The 24,462-nt window shown below is 62.1% G+C and carries 27 protein-coding genes; 19 read left to right on the top strand and 8 right to left on the bottom strand.

The features are described from left to right. Positions 1–35 precede the first annotated feature (35 nt). A complete protein-coding gene (gene ftrA / locus J7557_RS05340; RefSeq protein WP_291418035.1) occupies positions 36–1,007 on the bottom strand; it encodes a transcriptional regulator FtrA in 972 nt (323 codons plus the stop codon). Between the two features lie 79 nt (positions 1,008–1,086). Here ftrA and J7557_RS05335 point away from each other — a divergent pair, with 79 nt between their 5' ends. After that, entirely contained in the window at positions 1,087–1,494 is a 408-nt protein-coding gene (locus J7557_RS05335) for a rhodanese-like domain-containing protein (protein WP_291418033.1), read from the top strand. A 161-nt stretch (positions 1,495–1,655) separates the two neighbouring features. On the opposite strand, the gene J7557_RS05330 is transcribed toward J7557_RS05335, so the two are convergent. Then, entirely contained in the window at positions 1,656–2,087 is a 432-nt protein-coding gene (locus tag J7557_RS05330) for a VOC family protein (protein WP_291418031.1), read from the bottom strand. 87 nt (positions 2,088–2,174) lie between these two features. On the opposite strand from J7557_RS05330, the gene J7557_RS05325 reads away from it, so the two are divergent. From J7557_RS05325 to aqpZ, 4 genes are all read left to right on the top strand, one after another. Beyond that, complete coding sequence (locus tag J7557_RS05325) at positions 2,175–3,131, top strand: NAD(P)-dependent oxidoreductase (RefSeq protein ID WP_291418029.1); 957 nt, start codon at positions 2,175–2,177, stop codon at positions 3,129–3,131. Positions 3,132–3,244: 113 nt separating this feature from the next. Then, the gene (gene eno / locus J7557_RS05320) at positions 3,245–4,522 is read left to right on the top strand and encodes a phosphopyruvate hydratase (RefSeq protein ID WP_291418027.1); all 1,278 of its coding nucleotides are present in this window, start codon (positions 3,245–3,247) and stop codon (positions 4,520–4,522) included. A gap of 5 nt (positions 4,523–4,527) precedes the next feature. Next, positions 4,528–5,496: an NAD(P)-dependent alcohol dehydrogenase gene (locus tag J7557_RS05315; RefSeq protein ID WP_291418025.1), complete on the top strand. Its 969-nt coding sequence runs from the start codon at positions 4,528–4,530 to the stop codon at positions 5,494–5,496. An 81-nt stretch (positions 5,497–5,577) separates the two neighbouring features. Further along, positions 5,578–6,264, top strand: a complete 687-nt coding sequence (gene aqpZ, locus J7557_RS05310) for an aquaporin Z (RefSeq protein ID WP_291418023.1) — start codon at positions 5,578–5,580, stop codon at positions 6,262–6,264. Positions 6,265–6,360: 96 nt separating this feature from the next. On the opposite strand, the gene J7557_RS05305 is transcribed toward aqpZ, so the two are convergent. After that, positions 6,361–6,543, bottom strand: coding sequence for a CsbD family protein (locus J7557_RS05305; protein ID WP_291418022.1), 183 nt, complete (start codon positions 6,541–6,543; stop codon positions 6,361–6,363). A gap of 84 nt (positions 6,544–6,627) precedes the next feature. Beyond that, entirely contained in the window at positions 6,628–8,103 is a 1,476-nt protein-coding gene (locus J7557_RS05300; protein ID WP_291418020.1) for an AMP nucleosidase, read from the bottom strand. A 397-nt stretch (positions 8,104–8,500) separates the two neighbouring features. Between J7557_RS05300 and J7557_RS05295 the strand changes: the two genes are divergently transcribed. Continuing rightward, the gene (locus J7557_RS05295; protein ID WP_291418018.1) at positions 8,501–8,938 is read left to right on the top strand and encodes a hypothetical protein; all 438 of its coding nucleotides are present in this window, start codon (positions 8,501–8,503) and stop codon (positions 8,936–8,938) included. A gap of 84 nt (positions 8,939–9,022) precedes the next feature. After that, complete coding sequence (gene greA, locus J7557_RS05290; RefSeq protein ID WP_291418016.1) at positions 9,023–9,505, top strand: transcription elongation factor GreA; 483 nt, start codon at positions 9,023–9,025, stop codon at positions 9,503–9,505. Between the two features lie 208 nt (positions 9,506–9,713). Here the strand turns inward: greA and J7557_RS05285 are convergent, their stop codons facing one another. Next, positions 9,714–10,148: a DUF1801 domain-containing protein gene (locus J7557_RS05285; protein ID WP_291418014.1), complete on the bottom strand. Its 435-nt coding sequence runs from the start codon at positions 10,146–10,148 to the stop codon at positions 9,714–9,716. Between the two features lie 131 nt (positions 10,149–10,279). On the opposite strand from J7557_RS05285, the gene folD reads away from it, so the two are divergent. Genes folD through J7557_RS05265 form a run of 4 tightly spaced genes read left to right on the top strand, consistent with a single transcriptional unit; the run spans position 10,280 to position 12,956 of the window. Continuing rightward, positions 10,280–11,182, top strand: coding sequence for a bifunctional methylenetetrahydrofolate dehydrogenase/methenyltetrahydrofolate cyclohydrolase FolD (folD, locus tag J7557_RS05280; RefSeq protein WP_291418012.1), 903 nt, complete (start codon positions 10,280–10,282; stop codon positions 11,180–11,182). Further along, on the top strand, positions 11,179–11,751 hold the full coding sequence (locus J7557_RS05275; protein WP_291418010.1) for a DUF1643 domain-containing protein: 573 nt from the start codon (positions 11,179–11,181) through the stop codon (positions 11,749–11,751). The genes folD and J7557_RS05275 overlap by 4 nt, the downstream gene beginning before the upstream one ends. A 60-nt stretch (positions 11,752–11,811) precedes the next feature. After that, on the top strand, positions 11,812–12,372 hold the full coding sequence (locus J7557_RS05270; protein WP_291418008.1) for a GrpB family protein: 561 nt from the start codon (positions 11,812–11,814) through the stop codon (positions 12,370–12,372). Further along, positions 12,330–12,956: a shikimate kinase gene (locus J7557_RS05265; protein ID WP_291418006.1), complete on the top strand. Its 627-nt coding sequence runs from the start codon at positions 12,330–12,332 to the stop codon at positions 12,954–12,956. Before J7557_RS05270 ends, J7557_RS05265 begins: the two co-directional genes overlap by 43 nt. Before the next feature lie 38 nt (positions 12,957–12,994). Here the strand turns inward: J7557_RS05265 and J7557_RS05260 are convergent, their stop codons facing one another. Both J7557_RS05260 and J7557_RS05255 read right to left on the bottom strand, forming a co-directional pair. After that, positions 12,995–13,411, bottom strand: a complete 417-nt coding sequence (locus J7557_RS05260) for a GreA/GreB family elongation factor (protein ID WP_291418004.1) — start codon at positions 13,409–13,411, stop codon at positions 12,995–12,997. A gap of 164 nt (positions 13,412–13,575) precedes the next feature. After that, positions 13,576–13,785, bottom strand: a complete 210-nt coding sequence (locus tag J7557_RS05255; RefSeq protein ID WP_291418002.1) for a hypothetical protein — start codon at positions 13,783–13,785, stop codon at positions 13,576–13,578. Positions 13,786–14,267: 482 nt separating this feature from the next. Here J7557_RS05255 and J7557_RS05250 point away from each other — a divergent pair, with 482 nt between their 5' ends. The 7 genes from J7557_RS05250 (at position 14,268) to J7557_RS05220 (ending at position 21,625) form a co-directional block, all read left to right on the top strand. Further along, on the top strand, positions 14,268–15,239 hold the full coding sequence (locus tag J7557_RS05250) for a septal ring lytic transglycosylase RlpA family protein (protein WP_291418308.1): 972 nt from the start codon (positions 14,268–14,270) through the stop codon (positions 15,237–15,239). Between the two features lie 59 nt (positions 15,240–15,298). Continuing rightward, a complete protein-coding gene (locus tag J7557_RS05245) occupies positions 15,299–16,441 on the top strand; it encodes a D-alanyl-D-alanine carboxypeptidase family protein (RefSeq protein ID WP_291418000.1) in 1,143 nt (380 codons plus the stop codon). Positions 16,442–16,748: 307 nt separating this feature from the next. Then, the gene (gene tmk, locus J7557_RS05240) at positions 16,749–17,435 is read left to right on the top strand and encodes a dTMP kinase (protein ID WP_291417998.1); all 687 of its coding nucleotides are present in this window, start codon (positions 16,749–16,751) and stop codon (positions 17,433–17,435) included. Beyond that, positions 17,432–18,457: an AAA family ATPase gene (locus J7557_RS05235; RefSeq protein WP_291417996.1), complete on the top strand. Its 1,026-nt coding sequence runs from the start codon at positions 17,432–17,434 to the stop codon at positions 18,455–18,457. Before tmk ends, J7557_RS05235 begins: the two co-directional genes overlap by 4 nt. Continuing rightward, on the top strand, positions 18,454–20,004 hold the full coding sequence (gene metG, locus J7557_RS05230) for a methionine--tRNA ligase (protein ID WP_291417995.1): 1,551 nt from the start codon (positions 18,454–18,456) through the stop codon (positions 20,002–20,004). Before J7557_RS05235 ends, metG begins: the two co-directional genes overlap by 4 nt. Positions 20,005–20,007: 3 nt before the next feature. Then, on the top strand, positions 20,008–20,787 hold the full coding sequence (locus tag J7557_RS05225) for a TatD family hydrolase (RefSeq protein WP_291417993.1): 780 nt from the start codon (positions 20,008–20,010) through the stop codon (positions 20,785–20,787). A 1-nt stretch (position 20,788) separates the two neighbouring features. Continuing rightward, a complete protein-coding gene (locus J7557_RS05220; protein WP_291417991.1) occupies positions 20,789–21,625 on the top strand; it encodes an MBL fold metallo-hydrolase in 837 nt (278 codons plus the stop codon). Between the two features lie 121 nt (positions 21,626–21,746). On the opposite strand, the gene parE is transcribed toward J7557_RS05220, so the two are convergent. After that, complete coding sequence (gene parE, locus J7557_RS05215) at positions 21,747–23,771, bottom strand: DNA topoisomerase IV subunit B (RefSeq protein ID WP_291417989.1); 2,025 nt, start codon at positions 23,769–23,771, stop codon at positions 21,747–21,749. Positions 23,772–23,964: 193 nt separating this feature from the next. On the opposite strand from parE, the gene J7557_RS05210 reads away from it, so the two are divergent. Continuing rightward, positions 23,965–24,282, top strand: coding sequence for a hypothetical protein (locus J7557_RS05210; RefSeq protein WP_291417987.1), 318 nt, complete (start codon positions 23,965–23,967; stop codon positions 24,280–24,282). Positions 24,283–24,462: the final 180 nt, after the last annotated feature.

Raw genomic sequence — 24,462 nt, 5'->3', positions numbered from 1 at the left:
CGGCCTGCGCCGGGGTGACATCGTGGAGGGTGGCGCTATCCCGCCACATCCTCCAAAAACCGCGCCCGATACTCACTCGGACTGATCCCAACCTTCTGCCGAAAATGATGCCGCAGCGTGTGCGCGCTTCCAAAGCCCACTGCCGCCGCCACATCCTCCATCCCCGGATTACCCTGGGTAAGAAGCCGCTTCGCCTCGCCAACCCGCTCATCGGCCAGCCAATCCCCCGGCGATTGCCCCGTCGCCTCGGCAAACCGCCGCAGGAAAGTACGCAGGCTCATCCCCATCTCGTCGGCCATCCGCTTGACGGTCCAGTCGGCCTCAAGGCTCCCACGAACCTCCTCCAGGAGCGGCCCGATCTCCGTGCCCTCCCGCACGCCCACCGGTCGCTCCAGAAACTGCGCCTGCCCACCGGCCCGGTGCGCCGGCATCACCAGCCGCCGCGCCACCGAATTGGCCGCAGCGGCCCCAAAGTCCTGCCGCACCACTTCGATGAGCAGATCAATCCCCGCCGCGCTCCCCGCGGAGGTATGGATGCGATCATGAATGCGATAGAGCGAAGCATCATCCACCAAAATATCCGGATACCGCTCCCGCAGCTTCTCGGCATAGCGCCAATGCGTCGTCGCCGTCCCGCCTGACAGCAGCCCCGTCGCCGCCAGCACAAACGCCCCCGAACAGATCGAAGCCAGCCGCGCCCCCCGCGCATGCGCCGCCCGCAACTGCTCAGCAAGCGCCTCAGGAACCGGCGCATCCGCACCCTTCCACCCCGGCACCACAATGACATCCGCCTTAGCCAAAATCTCCGGCCCATGATCGGCGACCACTGTCAGCCCGCCATGCGCCCGCATCGGCCCTTCGTCCACGGCACAACTGGCAAACCGATACCACCCGGTTCCCATTTCCGGCCGCGACAGCCCAAAGATCTCGGCCACGATGCCGAATTCAAACGTGCAAAGCCCATCGTAGAGCAGGGCGACAACAAGGGGACCGGTCAAGTTTGGCATGATATCTACGCATATTGTCATTCGCGCCAATTTTCAATCGGGCAGGGCGCACCTATCCATGACGACGAAGGAGAACCACATGCCCACTTCCGTCGCCGCCACCCCCGCCGCCCCCAGCGTCCTCGCCCGTGAACACTTTGCCGCCCAGTTCGCTTTCGAAACCGATTGTTGGGACGTTCACGACGCCCTCTCGAAGGGGCCCGACTTCGTCCTCCTCGACGTCCGCAGTCCCGCCATGTTCGCCCGCGGCCACGTCCCCGGCGCCATCAACCTGCCGCACGGCAAGATCATCCGCTCCAGGATGGAAAACTACCCGGCCGACACCCTCTTCGTGACCTATTGCGCCGGCCCCCACTGCAACGGCGCCGCCCGCGGCGCCCTGCGCCTGGCTGAATTGGGCCGTCCCGTAAAGATCATGGCCGGCGGCATCACCGGCTGGATCGACGAAGGATTTGAATTGGAAGTGATCGAGGAAGTGGCGGCCTGAACGCGCCTATCTTCTCCCATCGTCATTGCCGGGCTTGTCCCGGCAATCCATCTCGCCTCCGCATGGACCACCGGGACAAGCCCGGTGGTGACGACAATTGAGAAATCGCAATGCGCGTTATTCTCCTGGCTTTCGCGGTGGAATAATACGTCAGCGATCTGTTACCAGTCCACCTGGCAAACCACCCCATCAGGCCCAAACTGCATGCTGTCCGGCGTATACTGGAAAATCTCCAGCTTCACCCCGCTCGGATCCGCCAGCCAGCTCTGCCAGGTGTGATCCACCCCCAGCTTCTTCTCGGTAATCGCCACCCCATGCGCCTTGGCATTGGCGATGAACCCATCAAGATCATCCGTCTCAAAACAGATGTGATTGATCTGGTTGCTCTCTTCGAACCGCGACTCGCCCTTGAGAAACACCTCCACAAACGTCCGATTGCCAAAATCGAGATAAAACCCGATCCGATCCTCGCCCCGTTTGAAGTCGAATTTCGGTTTGATGCCAATGACATCGCGGTAAAACGCCTCCACGGCGTCGAGATCGCGAGCAAAAACACAGGTATGCGCCACCTGCTTGACGAGGGGTTTGGTCATGGTTCCTCCGGAATCGATAGGCTGGACAGCCTTCCCTGACATGTTAGGACAGGGCGCTGGCATGAACCAGCGGCGGGAGCGAAAATCATGGCACGTGTTGTCGTTATCGGGGCCACGGGCCATATCGGAACCTATCTTGTGCCGCGCCTCGTTCGGCTCGGCCACGAAGTCGTCGCTGTCACCCGCGGAACCTCAAAGCCCTATCTGCCTGACCCCGCCTGGTCGCAGGTCGAAAACATCACGCTCGATAGGGCGGCCCTCGAAAAGCAGGGCAGCTTCGGCACCACCATTGCCAATCTGCAGGGCGACGTCGTCATCGACAATATCTGCTTCACCCTCGATAGCGCCCGCCAGCTCATCGAGGCGTTGAAGGGTAACGTCCAGCATTTCCTCCATATCGGCACCATCTGGACCCACGGCATTTCCGAAGTCGTCCCCACGCCCGAGGATGTCACCAAGCGTCCCTTCGGCGAATACGGCATCCAGAAAGCCGCTATCGAATCCCATCTGCTCGATCTGGCCCGCCGCGAAAATTTCCCGGCCACCGTCATCCATCCCGGCCACATCGTCGGCCAAGGCTGGGCGCCGCTGAATCCCGCTGGCCATTTCGACCTCGCGGCCTTCGAAACCATCGCCCGAGGGGACACGCTCGAACTGCCCAATTTCGGCATGGAGACCGTGCATCACATCCACGCCGACGACATAGCGTCGCTGCTGATCCTCGCCATGACCAATTGGAGGGCTTCCGTCGGCGAAGCCTTCCACGCCGTCTCCCCCGGCGCTGTCACCCTCCGTCACTACGCCCGCGCTATTTACCGCTACTTCGGCCAAGAGCCCAACCTGGCCTTCGCCTCCTGGGACGAGTGGAAATCGCGCCAGACCGAGGACAACGCCACCGCGACCTGGGAGCACATTTCCCGCAGCCCCAATTGCTCGATCGAAAAGGGTCGACGCCTCCTCGGCTATGCCCCGCGCTATTCCTCGCTGGCCGCCGTCGAAGAGTCCGTTGGCTGGCTGATCGCCAATGGCCGCATCGGCAAATAGCGGGGCAGGGGTGGGCGCCAGCGCAGTATTTTTGCGCCCCCCTCTTTCCCTTGTCACAAGTGCAGTCTAGGAGAAGCCGAATAGCCTCGAAACACCGCAGGGAAAGGCCGAAAATGTCTTCAATTATCCACGTCCAGGGTCGCCAGGTTTACGATAGCCGCGGCAATCCCACCGTCGAAGTCGATGTGGTCCTGGATGACGGCAGCTTTGGCCGCGCCGCTGTTCCCTCGGGCGCCTCCACCGGCGCCCACGAAGCCGTCGAACTGCGCGATGGCGGCAAGAAGTACAACGGCAAGGGCGTCACCCAGGCCGTCGAAAACGTCAACACCGCCATTTTCGAAGAAATCCAGGGCATGGATGCCCTCGATCAGCTGGCCGTCGATCAGGCCATGATCGATCTCGATGGCACCGCCAACAAGGGTCGTCTCGGCGCCAACGCCATCCTCGGGGTTTCGCTGGCCGTCGCCAAGGCCGCCGCTGAATCGAGCGAACTGCCGCTCTACCGCTATATCGGCGGCCCCAACGCCCACGTTCTGCCCGTCCCGATGATGAACATCATCAATGGCGGCGAGCATGCCGATAACCCGATCGACATGCAGGAATTCATGATCCTGCCCGCCGGTGCCGAAAACCTCGCCGATGCCGTCCGCATCGGTTCGGAAATCTTCCACACCCTGAAGAAGGGTCTCTCCGCCGAAGGCCACAACACCAATGTGGGCGACGAAGGCGGTTTCGCCCCGAACCTCGGTTCGGCCGATGAAGCCCTCGGCTTCATCATGCGTTCGATCGAAAAGGCCGGTTACAAGCCAGGCGAGGACATCTTCCTCGGCCTCGATTGCGCCGCCACCGAATACTACAAGAACGGCAAGTACGAGATGAAGGGCGAGGGCAAGTCGCTCACTTCGGAAGAGAACGTAAAGTTCCTCGCCGATCTCGCTGCCCGTTACCCGATCATCACCATCGAAGACGGCATGGCCGAAGACGATTGGGACGGCTGGAAGGCCCTCACCGACGCCATCGGCAAGAAGGTGCAGCTCGTCGGCGACGATCTCTTCGTCACCAATACCGCGCGCCTCGTTTCGGGCATCAAGATGGGCACTGCCAACTCGATCCTCGTCAAGGTCAACCAGATCGGTTCGCTGTCGGAAACCCTGAACGCCGTCGATACCGCCCACCGCGCCGGCTACACCTCGGTCATGTCGCACCGTTCGGGCGAAACCGAGGATTCGACCATTGCCGACCTCGCCGTCGCGCTCAACTGCGGTCAGATCAAGACCGGCTCGCTCAGCCGCTCCGATCGTCTGGCCAAGTACAACCAGCTGATCCGCATCGAAGAGCAGCTCGGCTCCTCGGCCAAGTATGCCGGCTACTCGGTCGTCAAGGGCCGCTAAGCGCCATGACTACCATGCGGGCCCTCGTCTATGACAGGTATGGCCCGCCAGAACAGGTTCTGCGGCTAGAGCAAGTGCCCCGGCCGCAGCCCCAACCGGGCGAAGTCCTCGTCCGCGTAAAAGCTGCTTCGGTCAATTCCTGGGACTGGGACCTGATCATCGGCACCCCCATGGGCCGCATCTCTGGCCCCCTCAAACCACCCCACAAGATCCTCGGCGCCGATATCGCCGGCACGGTCGAAGCCATAGGGCAGGGCGTCACCGCCTTCCAACCCGGCGATCCCGTCTTCGGCGATCTCAGCGAAGGCAAATGGGGCGGCTTTGCCGACTATGTCTGCGCCCCCGCCAAAACCCTCGCCAAAATTCCCGACGGCGTCTCATTCACCGACGCCGCCGCGCTCCCGCAAGCTGGCAGCCTCGCCCTGCAAGCCCTGCACAAATTCGAAGATCTCGGCCCCGGCCATACCGTCCTTTTCAACGGCGCCGGTGGCGGCGTCGGCACATTGGGCATTCAGCTCGCCAAGGCTAAAGGCGCAAAAATCATCGCCGTCGACCGCGCCGAAAAGCGCGAAGCCGTCCTCGCCCTCGGCGCCGACGGTTTCATCGACTACCGCTCCGACGACTACACCGCCGCACCCGAAAGCTACGACCTCATCATCGACGTCGTCGCCAACCGCCCCGCCGCCCACTATGCCCGCTGTCTAAAACCCGGCGGCCGCTTCTTCTTCGTCGGCGGCACCTTCAACAGCCTGCTGCGCGTTGCCCTCTCCGGCCTTTTCCGCCGCGACAAATCCCTCGGCGCCCTCGTCTACAAGGTCTCCCCCACAGACAACCTGGCCCTCGCCGAACTCTGCAGCGCCGGCAAACTCCACCCGATCATCGACAGCGCCTTCCCCCTCGAAGACGCCCCAAAAGCCATCCGCCGCCTCGGCAGCGGTCTCGCGATAGGCAAAGTTGTCGTCTCGCTCGTCTAGCTCTTTACTCCCCCTGTACTGCCCAAAAACTAGGCATAAGATGGCAAGTGTAGAATCATCTGCGCTTGGGGAGTTTTTGGTATGATAAAGCGTCTATCTGCCGAAGCATTTGGTACATTCTGGCTAGTATTCGGCGGCTGTGGCTCGGCCGTTCTTGCTGCCGGTATTCCTGAATTGGGCATCGGTTACGCCGGCGTTGCTTTAGCCTTCGGCCTTACCGTGCTGACCATGGCCTATGCCGTGGGCCACATTTCCGGCGGTCACTTCAATCCCGCCGTGTCCCTTGGCCTCGCCATCGCTGGCCGCATTGAATACAAGGACGTCGTGCCCTATTGGGTCGCCCAACTCGTCGGCGGCATTCTGGGCGCCGCCGTCCTTTTCGTCATCGCCTCGGGCACTGCCGGCTTCACCGCAGGCGGCTTCGCCTCCAACGGCTACGATGCCCTTTCGCCCCATGGCTATGGCCTCGTCTCCGTGCTGATCGCCGAAGTCGTGCTCACCGCCTTCTTCCTGATCATCATCCTGGGCTCGACCCACGGCAATGCACCCGTCGGCTTCGCGCCCATCGCCATCGGCCTTGGCCTGACCCTGATCCACCTGATCTCGATCCCGGTCAGCAATACCTCGGTGAACCCGGCTCGCTCGATCGCCGCCGCTATCTTCGCGCAAAACGGCGCCCTTGGTCAGGTTTGGCTTTTCATCGTCGCTCCGCTGGTCGGCGCCGCCCTCGGCGCCATCCTCTGGAAAGCGCTGCTCGAGCGCCACTGAGCAAACGGAAAGGCCCGGTGAAAACACCGGGCCTTCTTCTGGGGGCGTCGCGCCCCAACGAGGGGGCCGCATCGTGGCGGCCGCTGGCCTCGTATCTTAATGCTTCAGCGCATCCCGCGCCTTGTCCTTCAGTTCGCCGGCCTTCTGCTGAACCTTGCCGGCGACCTTGTCGGCCTTGCCTTCAGCCTGCAGACGTTCATTGCCGGTCAAGCCGCCGGCGGCATCCTTGATGGCGCCCTTGACCTGTTTGCCCGCGCCTTTGACTTCATCCTTGTGCATTTTCAGCTCCTTTGAAAGCCCTGTAGCAGCAAGAACGGCATCGCCCCGCCACGCGTTCCCGCGCGCCGATGCGTCACTTGAAGTTTACTGAAACGCCGTCTCCGCAAAGCTCCGCAGTTTTCGCGAGTGCAACCGCTCCGCCGGCTGGTCTCTCAAGATTTCCATCGCCCTCAGTCCGATCTGCAAATGCCGATTGACCTGTGTGCGATAAAAATCCGAAGCCATGCCAGGCAGTTTCAATTCCCCATGCAGCGGCTTGTCCGAAACACACAGCAGCGTCCCATAGGGCACCCTGAACCGGAACCCGTTCGCCGCAATCGTCGCGCTCTCCATATCGAGCGCCACCGCCCTCGACTGGCTCAACTGCCGCACGATCTCCGTCTGGTCCCGCAATTCCCAGTTGCGATTGTCAAATGTCGCCACGGTCCCCGTGCGCATGATCTTCTTGGTCTCGATCCCCTCGGTCTGGGTGATCTCCTCCACCGCCTGCTCCAGCGCCACCTGCACTTCGGCCAGAGCCGGCACCGGCACCGTCAACGGCAGGTCGGCATCGAGCACATGGTCCTCGCGCACATAGGCATGCGCCAGGACATAATCGCCCAGCTCCTGCGAATTCCTGAGGCCCGCGCAATGCCCCAGCATGATCCAGGCATGCGGTCTGAGCACCGCGATATGGTCGGTAATCGTCTTCGCATTGGCCGGCCCAACGCCGATATTGACCATGGTAATGCCGCGCCCGCGATCCCCCACCAGGTGATAGGCCGGCATCTGCGGCGCCCGCGGCGGCGGCGACCCGGTCACCGCGCCCCCGGTGAGAGCATTGTCGGTCGACACATTCCCCGGCTCGATAAACCGCTGATAATGCCCGTGGCCTTCGGCCATCCAGGCCTTCGCCACCCGGCAGAATTCGTCTATATAGAACTGGTAGTTCGTAAAGATCACGAAGTTCTGGAAATGCTCGGCCGCCGTGCCGGTATAATGTGCCAGTCGGAACAGCGAATAATCCACCCGCGGTGCCGTAAAGGCCGAAAGCGGGTAGGGCCCGCCCCGCGGCGGCACATAGGTGCCATTGGCAATCTCGTCGTCCGTATTGGCGAGGTCGGGCGCATCGAACACATCGCGCAGCGGAATCCCTAGCGCATTCAGTGCCGCGCCATCCACGTGCTCATGCGCCGGCAGCGCAAAGTGGAGCGGGATCGGCGTATCGCTCTCGCCCACATCGATCGTGCCGCCATGGTTGCGCAGCAACACGGTGAACTGTTCCTCGAAATAGGTCTTGAACAGATCCGGCGCCGTCACCGTCGTGCGATAGATCCCCGGCGTATGCAAATACCCATAGGGCAGGGTGCTCTCATGCTTGGAATAGCTCGTCGAGCGCACTTCCACCTGCGGATAGCAGGCCCGAACCCTTCCCTCGGGAATTTCTCCCCGCGTCAGCCCCGCCAGATGCCCGCGAATGAATTCGCAATTGCGCCGATAGATCAGCGCGATCTGCTCCCATGCGGCTTCCGGATCGGTAAAGCTCTGGGTTTCGAGGCGCGGCGGGCAAATCGTCGTCATGTACCATCCTCATCTGCCGGCCCCATTCGGCCGGCGGGCGCTCATTGGAATCGCACCGGTTTTACCGTTCACTATAGGGACCGCATGACACCTTCTCAACGGAGGCTGCGCACGCCAAACCGGTCTTCACACTTCGGTGAGTTGTACTTTTATTGCCGCAATTGCCCACCATCTTTTCACCTAGTTCATCGGCACGGCAAACGACCCATGCAACCCGGTGAGCAGGATGTGGTTGGCCGCTTGTCCCCCAAGCCCTCAACAGCGCGGCGGACTATATCCCCCAAGGCCGTCCGGCAGAGATGTCGGACGGTCTTTTCTTTTCCCGTCCTCACTGAGAAGTTCATCCGCCATTCATGCCGCGGCAGCGAAGGTCGAGGTCTTGGGGAGGACGTCGCACATGCACATTCGGACACTGTTCACAGCCGCCATCGCAGCCATCACGCTCGCCTCCCCCGCGCTTGCAGAGGAGTGCACGTCCGCTGTTTCGCCCACGGCGCCCAATGAAATATTTGGCGACCTGGCGCTTTACGATTTCGGCAACAGCATGGAGCTGCAGATCGATACGCCAACCCAACCAACCGGCCTACTTTTCGCCGGGCAGATCGATGGCGAAGATCGCGAAGACATCATCCTCATCCCCGGCCTCGACGACATCCTGCTCAGCGTCACCCCGGCCAGCGGCGAACTCTCCGTCGACCTCGCCTTCCTGTCCAACTTTGTGAATGGCAAGACTTTTACGGTCACCGGCTACAACGCCGACAGCAGCATTGCCGCCACCGCAAGCTATGATATGGCCGAGCTGGCAACCGAACTGGGCAAATGCGGCATACGCTAGCCCACCGGGATATGCGCTAAAACACCAGCCTGAATCGCCGCGCTTTGATAGGGGTAGGCGTCTACAAAATCGGAGACCGACGCCGTGAGCGTAGCCTTCACCAAGGAAGACAGTGCCGAAACCGCCTCGGAATCCGTCCTCCCCGATCGCCCCATTCCGCCCGGCCTCAACCTCGTCACCGAAGCCGGTCTGAAGGCGCTCGAGGCTGAGGTGGAATCCGCCCGCACCGCCTTCGAAGCTGCGCAGGCCATCGAAGACATCAACGAGCGCCGCCGCCAGTCCGCCGTCCCCCTCCGCGATTTCCGCTACTTCGCCGAGCGCCTCCGCACCGCCCAGCTCGCGCCCGCCCCATCAAGCTCCGAAACCGTCGCCTTCGGCAGCACCGTCACCTTCACTCGCGACGATGGCCGCACGCAGACCTACCGCATCGTCGGCGAAGACGAAGCCGACCCCAAAGCCGGCTCGATCTCCCACGCCTCCCCAATCGCCCAAGCCCTCCTCGGCAAAAGCGTCGACGACGTCGCCACCCTGGGCCCGCAGGAACTGGAAATCATCAGGATCGCTTAGTGGGAACGTTCGTCCTTCTCGATCCAGCCACACCCACGGTGTCATTCCCGCGAAAGCGGGAACCTCCGTTTCAACGCTCTCCTCAGCCCCCCAAATCCCCTCTCCATCGTCATTGCCGGGCCTGTCCCGGCAATCCATCTCGCCTCCGCATGGACCACGGGGACAAGTCGGTGGTGACGACCAAGGAGAAATCTCTGACGCTCCGAGGTCAGGTGGCTCCATAAACCCTCCGCAACGCCCCCACCGACATCTCCGCCAGCTCCCGCAAAACCCCCAAATCCAAATCGCTCAGCCGCTTCACATAAAGACAAGCCTTGCCAATGCGATGCTTCCCCAGCCGCGCCAGCAAAGCCTCCCGCTCCGCTGCCGCCTCCGGCAGATACGTCCCCATCAGATAGATTGAAAACTCCGCCTTCCGCGGCGCAAACCCCACGAGAAAACTATCCCCCTCGTGCCCGGTCTCATACCGATAGTGGTAGCTCCCAAACCCTACCATCGTGCCCCAGAGCACCGCCGGCTCCCCGGTCACTTCGGACATCAGCGAAACCAGCGCCAGCGCATCCCCGCGCTTCGCCTCATCCTCGATCCCATCGAGGAACGACGTCACATCGCCAGTACCCGCTCGCGTCTTCTGTTCGGCCACAGCACACCTCTTTCAAAATGGCTGCCATGACCCGCAAAGCAATGGACGGATCATGACGCATCCCTTATGTCGAAGCCGAAACGCGGGGAGCCAGTTCTCGCGCCTCTATCCCCCAAGAAAAGGAGGCCACTATGACCGCAAAAATCATCGACGGAAAACTCTTTGCCGAGAATCTGCGCGGTCGTATCGCGGGCCACGTCGAGCGCCTCAAAACCGAGCACGGCATTACCCCCGGCCTCGCCGTCGTCATCGTCGGTCACGACCCGGCCAGTCAGGTCTATGTATCCAACAAGGCCAAGCAGACCGCCGAAGTCGGCATGAATTCGTTCAAGCACGAACTGCCGGAGGATATCTCCGAGGCAGACCTGCTTGCCCTGGTGCATCAGCTCAATGCCGACCCCGCCGTCCACGGCATCCTCGTCCAGTTGCCCGTTCCTAAGCACATCGATCCCAACAAGGTCATCGAAGCCATCGACCCCATGAAGGACGTCGATAGCTTTACGCCGGCCAATGTCGGCAAGGTCCAGATCGGCCTGCCGGGCCCGGTCTCCTGCACCCCGCTCGGTTCGCTCATGCTGCTGCGCGATCACCTCGGCAAACTCGAAGGCAAGAACGCCGTCATCATCGGCCGTTCCAACCTCGTCGGTAAGCCGATGATGCAGCTTCTCCTGCGCGACAACTGCACCGTCACCGTCGCCCACTCGAAGACGCAAAACCTCGCAGACGTCGTCCGTCAGGCCGATATCGTCGTCGCCGCTGTCGGCCGTCCCGAAATGGTCAAGGGCGATTGGCTGAAACCCGGCGCTGTGGTCATCGATGTCGGCATCAACCGCGTTCCCGCTCCCGAAAAGGGCGAAGGCAAGACCAAGCTCGTCGGCGACGTCCATTTCGCCTCCGCGGTGGAAGTCGCCAGCGCCATCACGCCGGTTCCCGGTGGCGTCGGCCCCATGACCATCGCCTGCCTCCTGGCGAACACCATCACCACCGCCTCGCTCATCAACGGCCTCGTGCCCCCGAGCGATCTCACGGCATGAGCCAGACCTCTCTCGACCTGGGCGACGAAGCCGCCCACGATCCCGGCGGCAAGGTGCGTCTGCGCCTTGGCGCCGGCGTCCATGGCGATGCGGTCATGAGCGAAGATGGCCGCTATCGCCAGCTCATGCGCCGTTGGCTGGGAGACACGTTCCCGGAAAACTACATCCTCTTCATCGGCATGAATCCCTCCACCGCCGATGCCACCGTGGACGACCCAACCTGCGCGAGAGAATGGACCTTTGCCCGCCGCGAGGGTTTTTCCGCCATGGTCAAATGCAATGTCGGCGATTACCGCGCCACCGACCCCAAATCATTGCTTCTTCCTGGCACGGTCGCCGTCTCGTCTGCGAACCTCCCCGCCATCCGCAAGGCGGCCAACGGGGCAGGGCGCATCGTGCTCTGCCACGGCAAGCTGAACAAGGCTCTCGCCCCTGCCGGTCGCGAACTGGTGGATACCCTCCGCGCCGACAACCTCGACCTCTGGTGCTTCGGCACCAATGCCGACGGCTCTCCCAAGCACCCGCTCTATCTCCGCGCGGATACCGCCCTCATCCCGTTCCCTGGCTGAGGCTGGGCCCTTGCCCTGTCGCTCCTCCTCGTCCATCTCTGAGGTAAGGAGGAGTGCCGCATGCAGATCATCATCACGCCAGCGCAAAAATCCTGGCCGCGCGATTTCCAGCATCTCAAGGCCGAACTGCTGACCCTCAGTCCACCCGGCGCCTATGTCCACCACATCGGCTCCACCGCCGTGCCTGACCTGGCCGCCAAGGACATCATCGATATCCAGATCACCGTCGATGATCTCACCAAAGTCGATCCCGCCGGCTTCCTCGCCGCCGGCCACCGCCAGAGCGAGCACACGTCTGACCATTGCCCGCCCGGCATGGACCTCGCGCCCGCCGACCTCGCCAAACACCTCTTCGTCGTTTTTACCCCACGCCGCGCCCACGTCCACATCCGCCAACGCGGCGCCTTCAACCAGAAATTCCCTCTGATCTGCCGCGACTACCTTCGTTCCCACCCGGTGACGGCAAAGGCCTACGAACAGATCAAGCAGCGCCTCGCCGCCTTCTTCCCCGAAGATCAGGACGCCTATTACGACATCAAGGACCCCGTCTTCGACATCATCCACGAGGGGGCGATGGAATGGGCCAAGCGCACAAACTGGTCAGAAGCGGCGCCCGACTGATGGATCACGGCGAGACCCAAATAGACATCCGCCGCCCATGGCGGGCCGGCGAGACGTTGTTTCTCCTCGGCCCCGGCGGCGTCGGCAAGTCGACCTTGGGCCGCGAACTCGCCGGAGTGCTCAACTGGCCACTGATCGACCTCGATCTGGAATTCTGCAAACGCCTCGATCTGATCGGCCCGTTCATCACCCGGCATGGCTACCAGCGCTACCGCGACGAAAATCTTGCTCTGGCCGGAGTTCTACTGTCGGAAGTCACCGGCCCCCGAATTTTCGTCACCGCCTCCGGCTTTCTCGCCGCGCCCGTCGGCACACCCGACAACATCGAAGCCCGCCGCCTGGTCTCGACCGGCTACGGCATCGTCCTCCTGCCCAGTCGCGACATCGAGATCGCCACCCCGATCGTGGTAGAGCGCCAGCTCCAGCGCGGCTTCGGTCTCCAACGAACCTCCGAAGACCAGAAATTCCGCCAGCGTTTCCAGATTCTCATCAACGAAGGCGACGCTCTGGTCATCTCCCAGAACCTCCCCTCCGAGATCGCCGTAGCGCTCGTTGACGCCCTGACTCTACCCGCTGCGGCTTGACGAGACTGGGGACGCAACCGCCCCCAGCTCATGGCCGCTCACGCCCCGGCATTCGCCACCTTCAGCACCTCGACGCTATGTGCCGCCCCGCCGGCATCGACCCAGGCAATGATCTGCGCCGGCCGCAGCCCCAACAGCGCCGCCCCATGCTTTGACGTCACCGACAGCCGATAGGCGTCGCGCCCCGTGACATGCTCAGGCAGCACCAGCCTGATCGTCCGCTCCTCGCCCGAGGCAACGCGAAAACGCACTACGCTCCCCAGCCGCACAATGTCGGCCGGCAGCATCGTGTCCTCCACGATCACGGCCCGATCGAGTTCATAGAGCAAAAAGTCCACCTGGTCGGAATCCTGCTCCACATCGATCAACGCCGCAGTGGTCAGCCGCCGATGCTCCCGCGCCCCGATCATGATCTCGGGAGATTGCGACCAATCCTTCAGCGAAAGCGTCGTCATCGCGCGGCCTCCCTCTGCGTTCGCCCGTCCGGCGCATCGAAAAGATGCTCGGGCAAGGCCTTCGGAGCGTCATAGTCCCGATGACACCACGGACACCGCCGTGCCGCCCTCGGGCGAGGACCGGCACAAGACCGGCAAAATCTCAGCGCTGGCATCTCCCGACCTCACATCTGCGACGATCGCGCAAAAGCCTGCAGCAAATGCTGCCGCTCTTCGAGCGAAGCGAGGCGTATGGTCATTGTCTCGGTCTTGATCGGCGTCTGCGGCGGCAGGCTATAGCGCACCGCGGGCACATGCCGCTCGGCCCAATCCTTGAACCGGCTGAGTTTGTTCCCACCGCTGATCGGAAGGGTCACGGAATACTTGAAGGTCATCGCAATTGTCTCGGGACAGGCATGCCAAAATGCGCCCGCGATCCGCAGGCGCCATCAGGCATAGGAAATGAAGGAATGGTTAGAGCCTCCTGGTGCCGCTCTTGCCTTTTCGGCAGGTAGCAACACCAGGCAATCAGAGTGCCGGGCGATGACCGTCGCGTGTCTGGGGGACGAAAATGAAATCCGTGCTCATGCCTGCCATCATGGCCATATCCCCCGCAAAGTCAAATTCGTGCCGAAACCCGCTCTTTACCGCTCGTTTACCCAAATCCACGCAATGCGGCTTCGAATGCTAACAGTCTGTCAGCATTAACGTCCCCTCAACCAGCCTGACGACATTTTGCAAAGAATTGTACGCATGCTGTGTAAAAGCGTGCGCCCTGACCCAAGCGTGTTGAGTAAAGAGTACCGTGACCACTTGGCGCAATCTCGTTCGCACAGTCGCCCTGTGCGCGCTTATCGCCCCCGCCCTTGCCGCCTGTATGGGTGGCGGAGGAGGCCTTGGCGCCACCGTCAAGCGCGGTGCCTTCACCTCCAAGGAATATGGCGTCGCCGTCTCCCCGCGCGTCACCAATGACCCCAATCCCCCGCGCGGCGGTGGCCGCTATCAGGTCGGCCAGCCCTATACCGTGCGCGGAAAAACCTATGTGCCGCAGCACGATCCGAACTATCAGGCCTCGGGCACCGCCTCCTGGTACGGCTCCGATTTCCATGGCCGCCGCACGGCAAATGGCGAAATCTTCTCCGCCAATGCCATCACCGGCGCTCATCCGACCCTGCCGCTGCCGTCCTATGTCCGCGTCACCAATCAGGACAATGGTCGCTCGCTGATCGTCCGCATCAACGATCGTGGCCCCTATGTCGCCGGCCGCGTCGTCGACCTGTCCCATCAGGCCGCTGCCATGCTCGGTTACGTCAACAACGGCTCCGCCAATGTGCGGGTCCAGTATGTCGGCGCGGCCCCGCTCGAAGGCGACGATACCCGCACCCTCATGGCCAGCTATTCCGGTCCGCAGGATTTCGATACCGGCAATATCCGGGTTGCATCGGCCGAGAGCAATCGCAGCCTCGTCGGCATGACCACCAATTTCTTCAATGGCTTGTTCTCCTACGCTGACTCGACACCTCAGGAAGTCGATGCCGGCATTGGAACTGCCTTCGCAGCCGTCAATTCCATGGCCGCCGGCACGCCCGATCTGCAAGCCTGGGCCAAGAGCGTCGATGCCGATAGCCGCGCCTTCAAGCTCGGCCTTGGCACCTTCTCGAACCCGACCAACGCCATCGCCCTCGCCGAACGCTTCGCCATTCTCGGTGCGGTCGATGAGCAGCAGGTGCTGGTCAACGGCCATCCGGCGACCCGCCTCACTCTCACTTATTTGAAGCCCGGCGCCACAAAAGACGACGCTCTTGCACTGGCCCGAGAACTTGGCCTTGGCGACATAATTCTCTATTAAATAGGGGTCTGTCGCCGAGCCGCATCCGGCCAGAACGGCCGAAACGCAAGGTACTGCCCGTGAGACTGCTTCTCGCCCTGCTCATCGCTTTCGCCAGTGCCTTTCCGGCTCTCGCGCAGGCCAATTTTGAGACCAATGCCCGCTTCGCGGTGCTGGTGGACTATGAATCGGGCACGGTGATCTTTCAGAAGGACGCCGACGCGCGTCTTGAGCCGGCTAGCATGACCAAGCTCATGACCCTGGCCGTCGTCTTTCACGAACTCCGCGCTGGCCGCATCAAGCTCGACGATCAGTTCTTCGTCTCCGAAAATGCCTGGCGCACGGGCGGCGCGGCCTCCGGCGGCTCCACCATGTTTGCCGTCCTAAACTCGCAGATCCGCGTCGAGGACCTTGTCCGCTCGGTCATCATCCAGTCCGGTAATGACGCCGCTATCGTGCTGGCCGAAGGCATTGCCGGCACCGAAGGCACCTTCGCCTCGATGATGAACGAACTGGCCCGCGAAATCGGCCTCGACGGCTCCCACTTCACCAATGCCACCGGCCTGCCGGACCCGGACGAATATTCGACCGCTCGCGACCTGGCCGACCTCGGCCGCTACCTGATCCGCGAATTTCCCGAATTCTACCACTATTTCTCCGAGCCGGAGATGGAGTGGAACGGCATCAAGCAAGCCAACCGCAATTCGCTGATCGAAGTCGGCATCGGCGTCGATGGCCTCAAGACCGGCCATACCGAAGCGGCCGGCTACGGGGCTGTTATCTCCACCGCTCAGGGTGATCGCCGCCTCGTCGCCGTTGTCCACGGCCTCGGCTCCATGCGCGAACGCGCCGAAGAGGGGCGCAAGCTGCTCACCTGGGGCATGCGCGCCTTCGAGCGTTTTGAAGCCTATCCAGATGGTGCCATTGTCGCCTATGCCGATGTGTATGGCGGCGCAATCGGCAGCGTCGGCCTCGTCGGCAAGGGCGAAATCGCCCTCTACCTGCCGCGCGGCTCGCGCGATTGCCTCTCGGCCAGCGTCAACTATGTCGGCCCGCTTCTTCCCCCGGTTGCCGCTGGCCAGCAAGTCGCCGAACTGCGCGTCTTCTGCAATGACCAACTCGTCCAAAGCGCCCCCCTCTACGCCGCCGAAGACGTCCCGCAAGGCGACCTCGTGCGCCGTGCGACGGATGCGCTTAAGCAGCTCGCGTTGGGCTGGCTTTGAAGGTGCCGGGGCCAATACGCTAGGACATCCACCCTCACCCGTCTCGCGCTACGCGCGATCCACCCTCTCCCCGAGTGGGAGAGGAATAAGAGGGGCCACCGGACCATTCTTCTCCCTCTCGGGGAGAAGGTGGCGCGAAGCGCCGGATGAGGGGGACAGCGCAGGGATGAAATCCAGCACGAACGCTATTTTCAACTACCGCCGCTTCAATATCGCCTGCACTTGTGCGAACAACGCTCCATCCCAAAACCTTCCCCCACCTCCCGAGTTGACCTAAAAGAAACCGGACCAAGGAATCAGCCCACCCATGCTCGAAGCGCCAAATCGCAGACAGGCCCGCTTCATCACCTTTGAAGGTGGGGAAGGGGTGGGCAAGTCCACCCAGGTAAAACGCCTGCTCGCCAATCTGGCCAATGTCTCCGTCGATGCCGTACGCACTCGCGAGCCCGGCGGTACGCCCAAGGCCGAAGCCATCCGCTCCTTCATTCTCCAGGGCCGCAGCGAAGCCTGGGGTTCGGGCGCCGAAGCCGTGCTCTTCGCCGCCGCCCGCTACGATCACGTGACCCAACTGATCGCCCCCAATCTCGCCAAGGGTACCTGGGTCATTTCCGACCGCTTTTGCGATTCCACCCGCGCCTATCAGGGCCTCACCGGCGGCGTTGATACAAAGCTGATCGACGCCCTCGAAGATCTCGCCCTTGACGGCCACACGCCCGACCTGACCATCGTTCTCGACATGGACCCAGAAACCGCCTTCAAGCGCGTCGCCGAGCGCGCCATCGAAGATGGCCTCGCTCTCACCGGTGATCGCTTCGAAAAGGAAGAGATCGACTGGCACAAGCGCCTGCGCGACGGCTTCCTCGATATCGCCCGCAACAATACCGACCGCTGCGTTGTTCTCTCCGCCAATCAGGCCGAAGAAAGCCTCGAGCGCGAAATCTGGAACACTGTCCAGTCGCGCTTCCCGGAACTCCAGACCGGTATCCCCGCGTGACCGATCCCAACGCGCTTGCCGGCCTGCCGCTGCCCGAAGAACGGCACGGCGCCATCGGCCATGACGCCGCCCGCGCGGCCATCCTTGCCCAGCTTCACGAGCACCGCCTCCCGGGCGCCATCATGCTTCATGGCCCCCAGGGCATCGGCAAGGCCACCTTCGCCTTCGAACTTGCCGCAGCCATCCTCCTCGCCACCGGCGACGAAAGCCCCGAGCGCGTCGCCGAACAAGTCACGGCGCTCTCGCACCCAAACCTCTTCGTCCTCCGCCGCCGTCCCAAAGACGCCAAGGGTTTTTACACCATCATTCGCGTCGAAGACGTCCGCGAGCTCCGCGATGCCCTGCACCACACCCGCGGCCGTGCCGGTCATCGCATCGCCATCCTCGACTCCATCGACGACTGCAATCCCTCTGCCGCCAACGCCCTGCTGAAGACGCTAGAAGAGCCGCCAGCCGACACGACCTTCCTTCTCATTTCGCATCGCCCCGGCCAATTGCTCCCGACCATCAAGTCGCGCTGCCACAACCTGGCCCTGCGCCCCCTTGCCGATAGCGATGTCGCCGAAATCGTCACCGCCAGCATGCCAGGCATCGACGACGAGACCCTGCAGCGCGCCCTCGGCCTTGCCGGTGGCCGCCCCCGTCGCGCCTTCGAAACCCTCGCGCTGTCCCCAGAGTCTCCGGTCGGCGCCCTCATCGCCTGGCTGCAATCGCCTGAAAACCTGCCTGCCGGCACTGCCATCGCACTTGCCGATGCCATCGGCTCCGATCCCCAGGGGCCGGACATGTCCTTCGCCCGTGAAATCCTCCTTGATTGGCTTTCCGACGAGGCGCGCAATGCCGCAATGCAGCCGGGGGAGAGGTTGCGGCTTGCCTCGGCAACTGACCTATGGGACAAGGCAAACGCGCTTCTGAGCGAAGCCGACAGCGTCAATCTCGACATGAAACAGACGCTGTCCGTGCTGTTCGACGCCATAAGGAAGCACCGAAACACGACTGCCATCCCCACAGAGTCACAATGACCGCCAAGCCCTTTTACGTCACGACCGCGATTTCCTATCCCAATGGCGCCCCGCATATCGGCCACGCCTATGAGATGATCGCGACCGACGCCATCGCCCGCTGGAAGCGGCTCGAAGGCCGGGAAGTTTACTTCCTCACCGGTACGGACGAACACGGGATCAAGATGGTTCAGACCGCGGCCAAGGAAGGCATTCCTGTCCGCGAACTGGCAGACCGCAACTCGGCCGAGTTCAAGAAACTCGCCGAGGCGCTGAACCTCTCCAACGACGATTTTATCCGCACCACCGAAGAGCGCCACCACAAGGCCTCGCAGGCCATCTGGAAGAAGATGGAAGCGAGCCACAACGGCGACATTTTCCAGTCCACCTACAAGGGCTGGTACTCGGTGCGCGACGAGGCCTATTTCGACGAAGCCGAGCTGACCGAAAAGGACGGCAAGCGCTTTGCCCCCTCGGGCGCCGAAGTCGAATGGGTCGAAGAGCCGACCTATTTCTTCCGCCTCTCCGCCTATCAGGACAAGCTGCTGGCTCTCTACGAAGCCAATCCCGATTTCATCGCGCCGAAAGAACGCCGCAACGAGATCATCTCCTTCGTCAAGGGCGGCTTGCAGGACCTTTCCGTGTCCCGCACCACCTTCGATTGGGGCATTCCTGTTCCTGGCGCCGAAGGCCATGTGATGTATGTCTGGGTCGATGCCCTGACCAATTACATCACCGGCGTCGGCTACCCCGACGAAAACAGCGAACTCTTCAAAAAGTTCTGGCCCGCTGACCTCCACGTCATCGGCAAGGACATCATCCGCTTCCACACCGTCTACTGGCCTGCATTCCTGATGAGCGCCGGTATCGAAGTGCAGCACCGCGTCTTCGCCCACGGCTTCCTCACCGTCGACGGCCAGAAGATGAGCAAGTCGCTCGGCAACGTCATCGACCCGTTCGCCCTCGTGGAAACCTTCGGCCCCGATGCCGTCCGCTATTTCTTCCTGCGCGAAGTCTCCTTCGGTAACGACGGTGACTACTCCAACGAGAAGCTGGTCAACCGCGTCAACGCCGACCTCGCCAACAATCTCGGCAATCTCGCCCAGCGCTCGCTCTCGATGATCAACAAGAACTGCGACGCCAAGGTGCCTGATCGCGGCATCCTGACCGACGCCGACAACGCCATTATCGCCGAAGTCACCGAAGCGCTTGAAGCCGCCCAGAAGGCGATGGACGAGCAGCTCGTCCACGAAGCTACCGGCGCGCTGATTTCGGCTCTCAGCTCGGCCAACAACTACTTCGCCGGCCAGGAACCCTGGGCGCTGAAGAAGACCGATCCCGCCCGCATGGCTACTGTTCTCTACGTGACGGCCGACACGGTTCGCCGCATCGCTATCCCGATGCTCGCCTTCGTTCCGGCCTCGGCCGCGCGCCTTCTCGACCAGTTGGCAGTGCCTGCTGACCAGAGAACCCTGTCGGCTGCGCTCAATGCTAACAGTCTGCTAACCAATACTGACCTGCCAGTGCCGCAAGGCGTCTTCGCGCGTCTCGAAAAGCCGGCCGAGTAAGCCATGCTCATCGACAGCCACTGCCATCTCGACTTCGAGGCACTTTCGGCCGACATCGACGGCGTCATGGCCCGCGCCGCCGCCGTCGGCGTCACCGGAATGGTGACGATTTCCACACGTGTGGATAACTTTTCCACCTATGCGGGAATCGCGGAACGTTTCCCGAACGTTTGGTGCTCTGTCGGCACGCATCCGCACAATGCCGATCAGGAATTGCATATACAAACGGATGACCTTGTCCGCCTAAGTGCCCATCCCCGTTGCATTGCTATCGGCGAAGCGGGCCTCGACTATTTCTACGACAACGCCCCACGCGAGGCCCAGGCAACCGGCCTCCGCCGCCACATCGCCGCCTCAAGGCAGACGGGTCTTCCACTGGTTATCCACAGCCGCGCCGCCGACGAGGACATGGCAAATATCCTCGAAGAAGAGAGCCGGGCAGGGGCCTTCCCCTTCGTGCTCCACTGCTTCACCGCCGGCCGCGACCTCGCTGAGCGCTCCCTCGCCCTCGGCGGCTACATTTCCTTCTCCGGCATCGTCACCTTCAAAAATGCCCAGGAAATCCAAGAGGTTGCAAAGTTCGTCCCGGCCGATCGCTACATCGTAGAGACCGACGCGCCCTACTTGGCCCCGATCCCGCACCGCGGCCAATCGAACGAACCCAGTTTCGTCCGCCACACCGCCGAAAAAGTCGCGGAACTGCGCGGTATTTCCCTCGAACAGCTTGGCGCTGAGACCACCACCAACTTCGGCCGCCTGTTCTCGAAATCCGGTGTGATTTGAAGTGGTTAAGCCCGACCGGATCATCGCGACCATTTTAGGCTGCGGTTCGTCCGGCGGCGTACCGCGCATCGGCAATGATTGGGGAATCTGCGATCCGCACAATCCCCGAAACCGCCGCCGCCGCTGCGCCCTTCTCATCGAAGGTTTTCGCAATGGCGAGGCCGAACCCACGCGCGTCCTGATCGACACCGGCGTCGACCTCCGCGAACAGCTTCTCGACGCCAAGGTCGACCGCGTCGACGCCGTGCTCTACACCCATGAGCACGCCGACCACACCCACGGCATTGATGACCTTAGGGTTTTAGCCCTGCACAACCGCCGCCGCGTCGACGTCTACTTCACCAAGGAATGCGGCCACCGCCTCAACGAGGCTTTCGGCTACTGCTTCTCGACCCCACCCGGCAGCGCCTATCCGCCGATCCTGAACGCCCACATTATCCAGCCCGGCCAGCTACTTACGATAAACGGCCCCGGCGGCACGCTGGAAGTCCAGTCCTTCCTGCAGAACCACGGCGACATCGACTCCCTCGGGTTCAAGATCGCCCGCACTGCCTATTGCTGCGACCTCTCCGGCTTCCCTGAAACCGCCGAACCCTTCCTCGCCGATCTCGACCTCTGGGTCATCGACGCGCTCCGCCAAACCCCGCATCCGAGCCACCTAAGCCTGCCGGAAACGCTAGACCTGATAGAGCGTTACGCCCCTCGCCAAGCCGTGCTGACAGACATGCACATCGACCTCGACTATGCGCAGACGGATGCCAACACACCGGCCAACGTCACCCCGGCCTTCGATGGCATGCAGATCGATGTGCTGGCTGGGCGAATTCTGAACCGCTAGGTTCCCATCTCCCCACCTCCACGACGTCATTCCCGCGAAAGCGGGAATCCCTGTTTCGGCTCCAAAAACAGAAATCCCCGCTTTCGCGGGGATGACATCGAGACCGGGAGGAAAAGGACGCCTAAACGTCCAGATCCATTACAAACTCAGCATTCTCCTGGATAAACTCAAACCGTGCTTCCGGCTTGGTCCCCATCAAACGATCGACCGTCGTCTTGGTCGCCTGATGATCATCCAGCACCTTTACCTGCAACAGCGTGCGCGTCTTGGGCGACATCGTTGTCTCGCGCAAATGCGCATAGGGCATCTCGCCGAGGCCCTTAAAGCGCGTGATATCGGCCTTGCTCTTGCCGGTAAATTCCGTCGCCATCAGCTCATTCTTGTGCGCGTCATCGCGCGCATAGAGCGTCTTGCCGCCCTGGCTGATGCGATAGAGCGGGGGCAGGGCGAGATAGAGGTGCCCGTTCTCGATCAGCCGCGGCATTTCCTGGAAGAAGAATGTGATCAGCAGCGAGGCGATATGCGCCCCGTCCACGTCGGCGTCGGTCATGACGATGATCTTGTCGTAACGCAGATCATCCTCGGTATAGCGGTCCCGCGTGCCGCAGCCGAGCGCCTGGATCAGGTCCGAGATCAGCTGGCTAGCGGCCATCTTCTCGCGGCTGGCGCCAGCCACGTTGAGGATTTTCCCACGCAGCGGCAACACGGCCTGATTGGCGCGGTTGCGTGCTTGCTTCGCCGAACCACCTGCCGAGTCACCCTCGACGATGAACAGTTCCGCGCCCTGCGCCGCATTCTGCGTGCAGTCAGCCAGTTTGCCCGGCAAACGCAGCTTTCGCGTCGCGCTGGCGCGGTCGATTTCTTTTTCCTTGCGCCGACGCAGGCGCTCTTCGGCGCGTTCAACGGCCCAATCAAGCAGTTTGCCCGCCTGCTGCGGCGAAGAACCGAGCCAGTGGTCAAAAGCATCGCGCAACGCGTTTTCGACGATGCGCGTCGCTTCACCCGAAGCCAGTTTGTCCTTGGTCTGGCCGACGAATTCCGGCTCGCGCACGAAGACGGACAGCATAGCATTGCAATGCCCAAGCACGTCTTCTGCCGTCAGGTTCGCCGCCGCCTTGTTCTTGGTCAGCTCGGCATAGTTCTTGAGCCCGCGCAGCAACACCAGCCGCAAGCCGGCCTCGTGCGTGCCGCCATCGGGCGTCGGTACCGTGTTGCAATAGGAAGAAACGCTGCCATCCTCGAGGGTCCAGGCCACAGCCCATTCCACCGATCCATGGCTACCGGGGCGCCCGGTCTTGCCAGCAAAGATATCGTCGACAATGCGCGTCTCGCCCTCAATGCGCGCGGTCATGAAATCCTTCAAACCGTCTGGGTAGTGGAACACCGCCTTGGCCGGAACCTCGTCACTGGCAAGGCTCTCGTCGCAGCTCCAACGCAGTTCCACACCGCCAAAGAGATAGGCCTTGGCCCGCGTCATGCGGTAAATGCGACCAGGCGAGAAATGCGCTGTAGCCCCAAAGATCTCCGGATCGGGATGGAAGCGTGTGGAAGTCCCGCGCCGGTTTTGCACCCGGCCGACATTTTCGACGTCCTGCACAACCTTGCCGCGCGAGAAAATGATGCGATGCAACTGCTGGTCGCGCGCCACCTCGACGATCATGTCGTCCGAAAGCGCATTGACCACAGAGACGCCGACGCCGTGCAAACCGCCCGACGTCTCATAGGCCTTGGAGTCGAATTTGCCACCGGCGTGAAGGATCGTGTGGACGATTTCGAGCGTCGACCGCCCGGGAAATTTCGGATGCTTCTCGACCGGAATGCCGCGGCCATTGTCGGTAATGGTCAGGTAGCCATCGGCCCCCAGATGCACTTCAATGCGCGTGGCGTGGCCGGCAATGGCCTCGTCCATCGAATTGTCGATCACCTCGGCAAAGAGGTGATGATAGGCATTGGAATCCGTACCGCCGATATACATGCCCGGGCGACGCCGAACCGGCTCAAGCCCTTCGAGCACTTCGATATCGGACGCACCATAGCTTTCGGAGGTCGAAGGCGCAGGGGCCTTGGCGACTGGCTTTTCCTTGGCTGGCTTGGGTTCCTGGGGCTGGCCTTCTGCCCCGCCGCCAAAGAGATCGTCTGCTTGCATGCGATCGAGTCCGATAATTCTGCGAATCAGTTCACTAGATGTTCTAGCATATCGCACACCGGCGCTGAGGCGCGGTTTGCCTTGGTTTTTCCCCCGAAACCGGGCGAAACGGACGGGGGTTCATCCTGGGTTCAGGAGCAAAAGCCCACTATGAGCGTTTGGTGGGCAAGCTCGATCGAAGAGGATGGCAGTCATGGTCAACAGGATTTTTGCGGGCGTCATGCTGGCGGCATTGGCGCTGGTTCCCGTGCCGGCTTCGGCGCAGGTCAGCTTTGGCTTTCATTTCGGTGATGAGCCGCGCGATTTCTACCCCCAGCTTCCGATTTGCCTGACGGACCATCAGATCCGCGAAGCAATCGCCCGTCGCGGCTACACCAATATCTCGCTCAACGTTGCCAATGAAAAACGCATCCAGGTGCGCGCGACGCAGGATGGATGGGTCTATCTCATAGACTTCGATTTCTGCGCCGATCGAATCCGTGGCCAGAAAGCTCTCCGCCCGGCCGGCTGAGCGCGCAATCGGTAAAGCCTCGTTTCAACTTGAGGCGGTGCGTTTACCCCTCGTTTGCTTCTTGAAAGCACTTTCTTAAGCGCACGCTGTTAGCGTTCGGGCATACGGTTTTTGTATGGAGTTGCCGTATGCGAACCCGAAATGGGCCCAGTATTGCGTATTTAGTGCCCCATTTCGGTT

Origin of the sequence: Devosia sp., from assembly GCF_017744655.1 — a bacterium.
Lineage (GTDB): Bacteria > Pseudomonadota > Alphaproteobacteria > Rhizobiales > Devosiaceae > Devosia.
The sequence above is the reverse complement of the archived record's forward strand: the minus strand, read 5'-3'. Positions and strand labels throughout refer to the sequence as shown.

What these genes read in the sequence shown, in the direction of transcription:
- J7557_RS05325 (WP_291418029.1), top strand. Translation starts at nt 2,175, where the DNA reads ATGGCACGTGTTGTCGTTATCGGGGCCACGGGCCATATCGGAACCTAT.
- eno (WP_291418027.1), top strand. Translation starts at nt 3,245, where the DNA reads ATGTCTTCAATTATCCACGTCCAGGGTCGCCAGGTTTACGATAGCCGC.
- folD (WP_291418012.1), top strand. Translation starts at nt 10,280, where the DNA reads ATGACCGCAAAAATCATCGACGGAAAACTCTTTGCCGAGAATCTGCGC.
- J7557_RS05260 (WP_291418004.1), bottom strand. Translation starts at nt 13,411, where the DNA reads ATGACGACGCTTTCGCTGAAGGATTGGTCGCAATCTCCCGAGATCATG.
- parE (WP_291417989.1), bottom strand. Translation starts at nt 23,771, where the DNA reads ATGCAAGCAGACGATCTCTTTGGCGGCGGGGCAGAAGGCCAGCCCCAG.
- tmk (WP_291417998.1), top strand. Translation starts at nt 16,749, where the DNA reads ATGCTCGAAGCGCCAAATCGCAGACAGGCCCGCTTCATCACCTTTGAA.
- J7557_RS05270 (WP_291418008.1), top strand. Translation starts at nt 11,812, where the DNA reads ATGCAGATCATCATCACGCCAGCGCAAAAATCCTGGCCGCGCGATTTC.
- J7557_RS05265 (WP_291418006.1), top strand. Translation starts at nt 12,330, where the DNA reads ATGGGCCAAGCGCACAAACTGGTCAGAAGCGGCGCCCGACTGATGGAT.
- J7557_RS05255 (WP_291418002.1), bottom strand. Translation starts at nt 13,785, where the DNA reads ATGACCTTCAAGTATTCCGTGACCCTTCCGATCAGCGGTGGGAACAAA.
- J7557_RS05305 (WP_291418022.1), bottom strand. Translation starts at nt 6,543, where the DNA reads ATGCACAAGGATGAAGTCAAAGGCGCGGGCAAACAGGTCAAGGGCGCC.
- J7557_RS05300 (WP_291418020.1), bottom strand. Translation starts at nt 8,103, where the DNA reads ATGACGACGATTTGCCCGCCGCGCCTCGAAACCCAGAGCTTTACCGAT.
- aqpZ (WP_291418023.1), top strand. Translation starts at nt 5,578, where the DNA reads ATGATAAAGCGTCTATCTGCCGAAGCATTTGGTACATTCTGGCTAGTA.
- metG (WP_291417995.1), top strand. Translation starts at nt 18,454, where the DNA reads ATGACCGCCAAGCCCTTTTACGTCACGACCGCGATTTCCTATCCCAAT.
- ftrA (WP_291418035.1), bottom strand. Translation starts at nt 1,007, where the DNA reads ATGCCAAACTTGACCGGTCCCCTTGTTGTCGCCCTGCTCTACGATGGG.
- J7557_RS05210 (WP_291417987.1), top strand. Translation starts at nt 23,965, where the DNA reads ATGGTCAACAGGATTTTTGCGGGCGTCATGCTGGCGGCATTGGCGCTG.
- J7557_RS05330 (WP_291418031.1), bottom strand. Translation starts at nt 2,087, where the DNA reads ATGACCAAACCCCTCGTCAAGCAGGTGGCGCATACCTGTGTTTTTGCT.
- J7557_RS05275 (WP_291418010.1), top strand. Translation starts at nt 11,179, where the DNA reads ATGAGCCAGACCTCTCTCGACCTGGGCGACGAAGCCGCCCACGATCCC.
- J7557_RS05250 (WP_291418308.1), top strand. Translation starts at nt 14,268, where the DNA reads ATGGGTGGCGGAGGAGGCCTTGGCGCCACCGTCAAGCGCGGTGCCTTC.
- J7557_RS05295 (WP_291418018.1), top strand. Translation starts at nt 8,501, where the DNA reads ATGCACATTCGGACACTGTTCACAGCCGCCATCGCAGCCATCACGCTC.
- J7557_RS05225 (WP_291417993.1), top strand. Translation starts at nt 20,008, where the DNA reads ATGCTCATCGACAGCCACTGCCATCTCGACTTCGAGGCACTTTCGGCC.
- J7557_RS05315 (WP_291418025.1), top strand. Translation starts at nt 4,528, where the DNA reads ATGACTACCATGCGGGCCCTCGTCTATGACAGGTATGGCCCGCCAGAA.
- J7557_RS05335 (WP_291418033.1), top strand. Translation starts at nt 1,087, where the DNA reads ATGCCCACTTCCGTCGCCGCCACCCCCGCCGCCCCCAGCGTCCTCGCC.